The organism is Pseudoalteromonas shioyasakiensis (assembly GCF_022398475.1).
Lineage (GTDB): Bacteria > Pseudomonadota > Gammaproteobacteria > Enterobacterales > Alteromonadaceae > Pseudoalteromonas.
The window spans coordinates 55,954-61,960 of record NZ_JAKEVM010000007.1 but is presented as its reverse complement, the minus strand read 5'-3'; the positions used below and the strand labels follow the sequence as shown (position 1 = coordinate 61,960).

4 protein-coding genes are annotated in these 6,007 nt (G+C 41.9%); all 4 read right to left on the bottom strand.

The features are described from left to right. Window positions 1–571: 571 nt before the first annotated feature. Complete coding sequence (locus tag L1D51_RS02990) at window positions 572–2,410, bottom strand: choice-of-anchor I family protein (RefSeq protein WP_239962569.1); 1,839 nt, start codon at window positions 2,408–2,410, stop codon at window positions 572–574. A gap of 143 nt (window positions 2,411–2,553) precedes the next feature. Next, complete coding sequence (glmU, locus tag L1D51_RS02985) at window positions 2,554–3,912, bottom strand: bifunctional UDP-N-acetylglucosamine diphosphorylase/glucosamine-1-phosphate N-acetyltransferase GlmU (protein WP_239962567.1); 1,359 nt, start codon at window positions 3,910–3,912, stop codon at window positions 2,554–2,556. A 269-nt stretch (window positions 3,913–4,181) separates the two neighbouring features. Then, complete coding sequence (locus L1D51_RS02980; protein WP_054554812.1) at window positions 4,182–4,604, bottom strand: F0F1 ATP synthase subunit epsilon; 423 nt, start codon at window positions 4,602–4,604, stop codon at window positions 4,182–4,184. A gap of 13 nt (window positions 4,605–4,617) precedes the next feature. Then, window positions 4,618–6,003 carry a F0F1 ATP synthase subunit beta gene (gene atpD, locus L1D51_RS02975; RefSeq protein ID WP_054554811.1) on the bottom strand — a complete coding sequence of 462 codons (1,386 nt, stop codon included), beginning with the start codon at window positions 6,001–6,003 and terminating at the stop codon, window positions 4,618–4,620. Window positions 6,004–6,007 lie beyond the last annotated feature (4 nt).

Genomic DNA, 6,007 nt, shown 5'->3' with positions numbered 1-6,007 from the left:
CCGAAGTTTCGTGCTCAATGAATTCTGAATTTTGATTCTTTCGAATCGAATTGACTGTGCTGAAACAAGTAAACTTGTTTCCGTTGGTCACTCAGTTCAATTGAGACTCTAAATTTGTTTGCGTCATCTAGCGAACTAGAATCTGCTGTTAGAACTCAATCTGTACGAGTGCCCACACAGATGATTGCTTTATATTGTTAAAGAACGTTGCGACGCTGTCGCTAGGGATGCGTATAATACATCCTTAATTTTTCGAGTCAACACTTAATTTTAAACTTTCTTTTTAGACCGTTTTAAACCGAAGTTTTACTTAACTCTGTGTCACTTTGTTCAGCGCTTTTCATTGCTGCCCGCCGTGTCAGTGGATGCGCATTATAGGGATGCGAAGAATTAACGCAAGCACTTTTTGAAGGTTTTTTTGATTATTTTCAAATTAGTACAATAACCATACAAATAAAGGGCTGCAGAGGGGTTTTAGCTCAAAAAGCAGTCATTTTTGTGAGGATAAAATGGTATAGAAAAGCGACATACTTTAAATTAGCTATGTCGCTTTTTATTTTTATAAGGCGAATTAGTTAGTAGAAATTTCCCAAACAGCGATTGAACCCGAAATTTCATTACCAACAACTAGCAATGCTTCATTCGTTGCACTTTGTTCTGCAGGTATAAATGCCATACCTTCAGGAGCAAGATCACCTGTTATATCTGCATCAGCTTCTAGGCCACGATTAAAAAAGTAATCTTGGAATGTCACATTGTATGGATTAGTAATATCAAACACCATAATGCCACCCATACGCTCTAACCCGATAAATGCAAATGTACGTTCGCCAATCGTACCCAGTGCTAACGCTTCTGGTTCTGCACCTTTGTCATCAGAGCGACTATCACCGTCATTTTCATCTTCGTTATTATTGAATGCTGCTCCGTGAACTGATGCAGTAATGCGTGAGATTTGATCGCCCGAGTCAAAAACCACCATGCCGTTACTATCCCAAATAGTAAAAGAGCGGGCTCCATATGCATAGAGTGATTCATATTCGCCATTATTATCTTCATCACCTTTAACAGTGGTCACTTTTAAACGGCCAATATCACTGTTGTCATTGTTCAGGTAATCAAAATTGCTTGCCAGTGTTAAGTCTTTAGTTCTGGTTTCATCTATATATGATAAACAACCATCATCTTCATCGTAATCTAGACCACCTTTTGCTAAACAATCAGCTTCGTCGGTTGTATCAAAGAAGTATTCTCGAGCATCACCTTCGTTCGCTGTGACAATAAAGTTAGCACCTTTCCAAGTAAAGCTTGAAATAGTATCTGGTTGATACATGCCATAGAGACCAGGGTACGATTTAAAGTTAACGCCACCGTCTTTATCTGATGCATCAAAAAGTAAATTAGACCAATCCTTAAAACCTAAGCCTTTTAGCTCGATGCTATTATCTTCAAGGTTGACGATAGCAAGGGCGTTATTTTCTTGTAGTGACACGTAGGCAAACTTATTGTCTTTTGAAATGCTGATGTATTCAGGTTCTAAATCCATTGCTACGGTTGTATTAATCAAGTTACCGTTGATTGTTCGACCTCTCGGGTTAGCAAATACAATCCCAAGTTCTTCAAGCTCTGCTTGTTTGTCGTTATAAGCCGAAAAAGTAATGCTAATAGCAGTATCTGCAATTACACCATCATTGATATTAATAATGCTGATAGAGCCTTCAGGGTCAATACTGAAGTCACCATTAGGTTCGCCTTCATTTGCAACCAATACTTTATTGCCATCATGGCTAAAAGTAACCATGTCGGGTAGGGCGCCAACAGTGACATTTTTAATAAACTGAGGCTCGTCGCCACTGATATCATAAAATGCGATTAAACCAGCATCACCGGTATTACTAGCTGCCATTGCGACGGCTAAAAGTTCATTATTAGCATCAATAGCGATACTGTTTGCATCGCCCACACTGTGCTCATTAAGTGCAAGGGTAATCTCTGAGCTTAAATTAGTGCCGTTTATAACCCCTTCGTTATTTTTAACTAAAGCTGCACGGTCAAAGCTATCGGCTTTCATGATATTAACGACCGCAGAATCACCGGAACTATTGATAGCAAATATTCGTTGTTTAGATGCTTGGTAAGCAACAATTTCCGCAGCACCTTCAGGGCTTTCTGCGTTCAGCACTGCACGGCCGATAAGATTTATAGTTAAAGCAGCGTTTGCATCTGTACCATTTGCTCCGTCAGTTCCGTTTGTACCATCGATGCCATTTACCCCATCAGTTCCATTAGTACCATTTTGACCTGCAGGACCTTGTTCACCTTGTAGGCCGTCTTTGCCGTCGTCACCGTCTAATGAGCAGCCAGAAAGAATGGTTAAAAGTGATAGCGCAATAATTGATCTTTTTAACATTATTATTTTTCCTTGGAGTTGTATTGAGGTAATTACAACACCCAGGTATTACAACTATATGGCACTTTTATGAGAACAAAATTTAGTCATAAAAAAAGCGAGTATAAACTCGCTTTTTATTTATAAATTAGTAGGGTAGCTCATTACTTTTTAGTTGGGCGCTTCCAACCAGTAAGGTTACGTTGTTTACCACGAGCGACTGCAAGCTGATCGTCTTCAACTGTATTAGTGATAACAGAGCCAGCGCCAATCGTTGCCATTGAGCCAATATTAACAGGGGCCACCAGTGATGAGTTAGAACCGATAAAGGCGTTATCTCCAATAATAGTTTTTGATTTGTTTACGCCATCATAGTTACAAGTAATAGTACCTGCGCCAATATTAACTTTTTCGCCAACTTCAGTGTCGCCTAAGTAGGTTAGGTGATTTGCTTTTGAGCCTTTACCTAAGCGAGTCTTTTTCATCTCAACGAAGTTACCAATGTGTGAGTCTTCTTCCATAATCGCACCAGGGCGAAGGCGGGCATAAGGACCTAAAGTACATTTCGCTGCAACACTGGCTTCTTCAACCAGTGAGTTAGCTTTAATAACAACGTTATCGCCGATAGTACAATCTTTAAGTACGCAATTTGGGCCAATCTGTACGTTATTACCCAGAGTTACTTTACCTTCGAAAATAACATTAACGTCGATCAGTACGTCTTCGCCGGTCGTTACTTCACCACGTATATCAATACGAGCAGGATCAGCAAGTGTTGCGCCGTTTAGCATTAGCTCTTCTGCTTGCCACGCTTGGTATGCACGTTCAAGCGTTGAAAGTTGTACGCGATTATTAGCACCTTCAACTTCCATCGGATGCTCAGGCTGTGCAGAAGTAATTTCAACACCTTCACTGTGTGCCATCGCAACAATGTCTGTTAAGTAATATTCACCTTGAGCGTTATTGTTAGATAGGTTACCTAACCAACGTTTAAGTAGCGCACCATTAGCAGCCATAATACCGGTATTGATTTCTTTAATCGCAAGTTGCTCAGGTGAAGCATCTTTTTGTTCGATAATACCTACTAGCTTGCCATTTTCACGGATCATTCGGCCATAACCTGATGGGTCATCTAAGGTAACCGTTAATACTGCTAAGCCTTTTTCTGGAGTCGCAGCAAGTAGCTTTTCTAAGGTCGCGCGTTTTGTTAGTGGCACATCACCATAGAGAATTAATACGGTGTCATCATCGGCAATATGTTCTTTAGCAACAGCAACAGCATGACCCGTACCGAGTTGTTCTTCTTGTAATACCCAGTTTACTTGGTTGTGCGATAGGGCTTCTTGAAGCTGCTCACGGCCATGACCGTAAACAAGATTTGTTTCACGAGCGCCAAGGGCAGTGGCATTATCGATAACGTGCTGCACCATAGGTTTACCAGCAACTTTGTGTAATACCTTAGGTAGAGCAGAGCGCATACGGGTGCCTTTACCCGCAGCGAGAATAACGGTAGTCAGAGACATTAAAACAATATCCTTCTTTCTTTGTTTTAGTGGGACGTAATGAATTTAGCTATAAACATGCAAAGTTGCGCAAGTCACATCATGTGCAAATACTCAATCCTAGCTTGAAGGAAAGAACCTTGTATAAAAGCTTAGCTCATTATCAATTAACACATTGTAGCGGGGAAAAGTGCAGGTTATAAGTACAATGATCAGAATAGGGTATAAAACAGTGAATTTTAGGCACAAAAAAGCCCACTTTAAGTGGGCTTTTCGAAAACCGAGTAGGCTTACTTTTTACGTAATTGTTGAATTACGCGAAGTTGAGCGATTGCTTCAGCAAGTTGCACTGCAGCTTGTTGATAATCTAACTCAGCAGTTGACGTATTCGCCATTTGCTCTTCAGCATCACGTTTAGCTTTTTCAGCCGCTTGCTCGTCTAGGTCTTCACCACGTACTGCAGTATCTGCAAGAATCGTGATGCGATCCGGTTGAACTTCTAGCGTGCCGCCAGCAATATACATCACGTCTTCGTGACCAAATTGCTTAACTAAACGTACCATACCAGGTTTTAGGGCAGTTAATAATGGAGCGTGACCATAGTTAACACCAAGGTCACCTTCACTACCACTCACTTGAATCGATTCAACCAGACCAGAGAACAAGCTCTCTTCTGCGCTTACTACGTCAAGATGTACAGTCATAGCCGCCATACTACCCTCCTAATTACATGCTTTTGGCTTTTTCTTGAGCTTCTTCAATAGAGCCAACCATGTAGAACGCTTGCTCTGGCATATCATCAAACTCACCGTTTAAGATACCTTTGAAGCCAGCAATTGTGTCTTTAAGTGACACGTATTTACCAGGCGCGCCTGTGAATACCTCAGCAACGAAGAACGGCTGAGATAGGAAACGCTGGATTTTACGTGCACGAGATACAACTTGCTTATCTTCGTCAGAAAGCTCGTCCATACCTAGGATTGCGATGATGTCTTTAAGTTCTTTATAACGTTGAAGAACTGTTTGAACGCCACGCGCTGTATCGTAGTGCTCTTGACCGATTACTAGTGGGTCAAGTTGACGTGAAGATGAATCAAGTGGGTCTACCGCAGGGTAGATACCAAGTGAAGCGATATCACGAGAAAGTACTACTGTTGCATCTAAGTGAGCAAACGTTGTTGCTGGAGATGGGTCAGTTAAGTCATCCGCAGGTACGTATACCGCTTGGATTGAAGTGATTGAACCCGTCTTAGTAGATGCGATACGCTCTTGAAGTACACCCATTTCTTCAGCAAGAGTTGGTTGGTAACCTACTGCTGAAGGCATACGACCTAGAAGTGCTGATACCTCTGTACCCGCTAGAGTATAACGGTAGATGTTATCAACGAAGAAAAGTACGTCACGACCTTCGTCACGGAACTTCTCAGCCATAGTAAGACCAGTTAACGCTACGCGTAAACGGTTACCCGGTGGCTCATTCATTTGACCGTATACTAGAGATACTTTGTCTAGTACGTTTGAGTCGTTCATCTCATGGTAGAAGTCATTACCCTCACGAGTACGCTCACCAACACCTGCGAATACTGAGTAACCGCTGTGCTCGATTGCGATGTTACGGATAAGTTCCATCATGTTTACGGTTTTACCAACACCGGCACCACCGAATAGACCAACTTTACCACCTTTAGCGAATGGACATACAAGGTCGATTACCTTGATACCAGTCTCTAAAAGTTCTACTGAACTTGATTGTTCTTCATAAGAAGGTGCTGCACGGTGAATAGACATACGCTCTTCTTCACCAATTGGACCTGCTTCATCAATAGGGTTACCTAAAACGTCCATGATACGACCTAGTGTCTTCGTACCTACAGGAACGTGGATTGGCTGACCTGTACCTTCTACTGCAGTACCACGACGTAAACCGTCAGTAGTACCAAGTGCGATACCACGTACCACACCGCCACCTAGCTGTTGTTGAACTTCTAAAGTTAAACCAGCTAAGTCGCCATCTGTTACTTTTAGTGCGTCATATACGGCTGGCACGTTGTCTTGTGGAAATTCGATATCCACAACGGCGCCGATAATTTGGACGACCTTACCTAAACTCATGTCT

What these genes read in the sequence shown, in the direction of transcription:
- L1D51_RS02980 (WP_054554812.1), bottom strand. Translation starts at nt 4,604, where the DNA reads ATGGCGGCTATGACTGTACATCTTGACGTAGTAAGCGCAGAAGAGAGC.
- glmU (WP_239962567.1), bottom strand. Translation starts at nt 3,912, where the DNA reads ATGTCTCTGACTACCGTTATTCTCGCTGCGGGTAAAGGCACCCGTATG.
- L1D51_RS02990 (WP_239962569.1), bottom strand. Translation starts at nt 2,410, where the DNA reads ATGTTAAAAAGATCAATTATTGCGCTATCACTTTTAACCATTCTTTCT.
- atpD (WP_054554811.1), bottom strand. Translation starts at nt 6,003, where the DNA reads ATGAGTTTAGGTAAGGTCGTCCAAATTATCGGCGCCGTTGTGGATATC.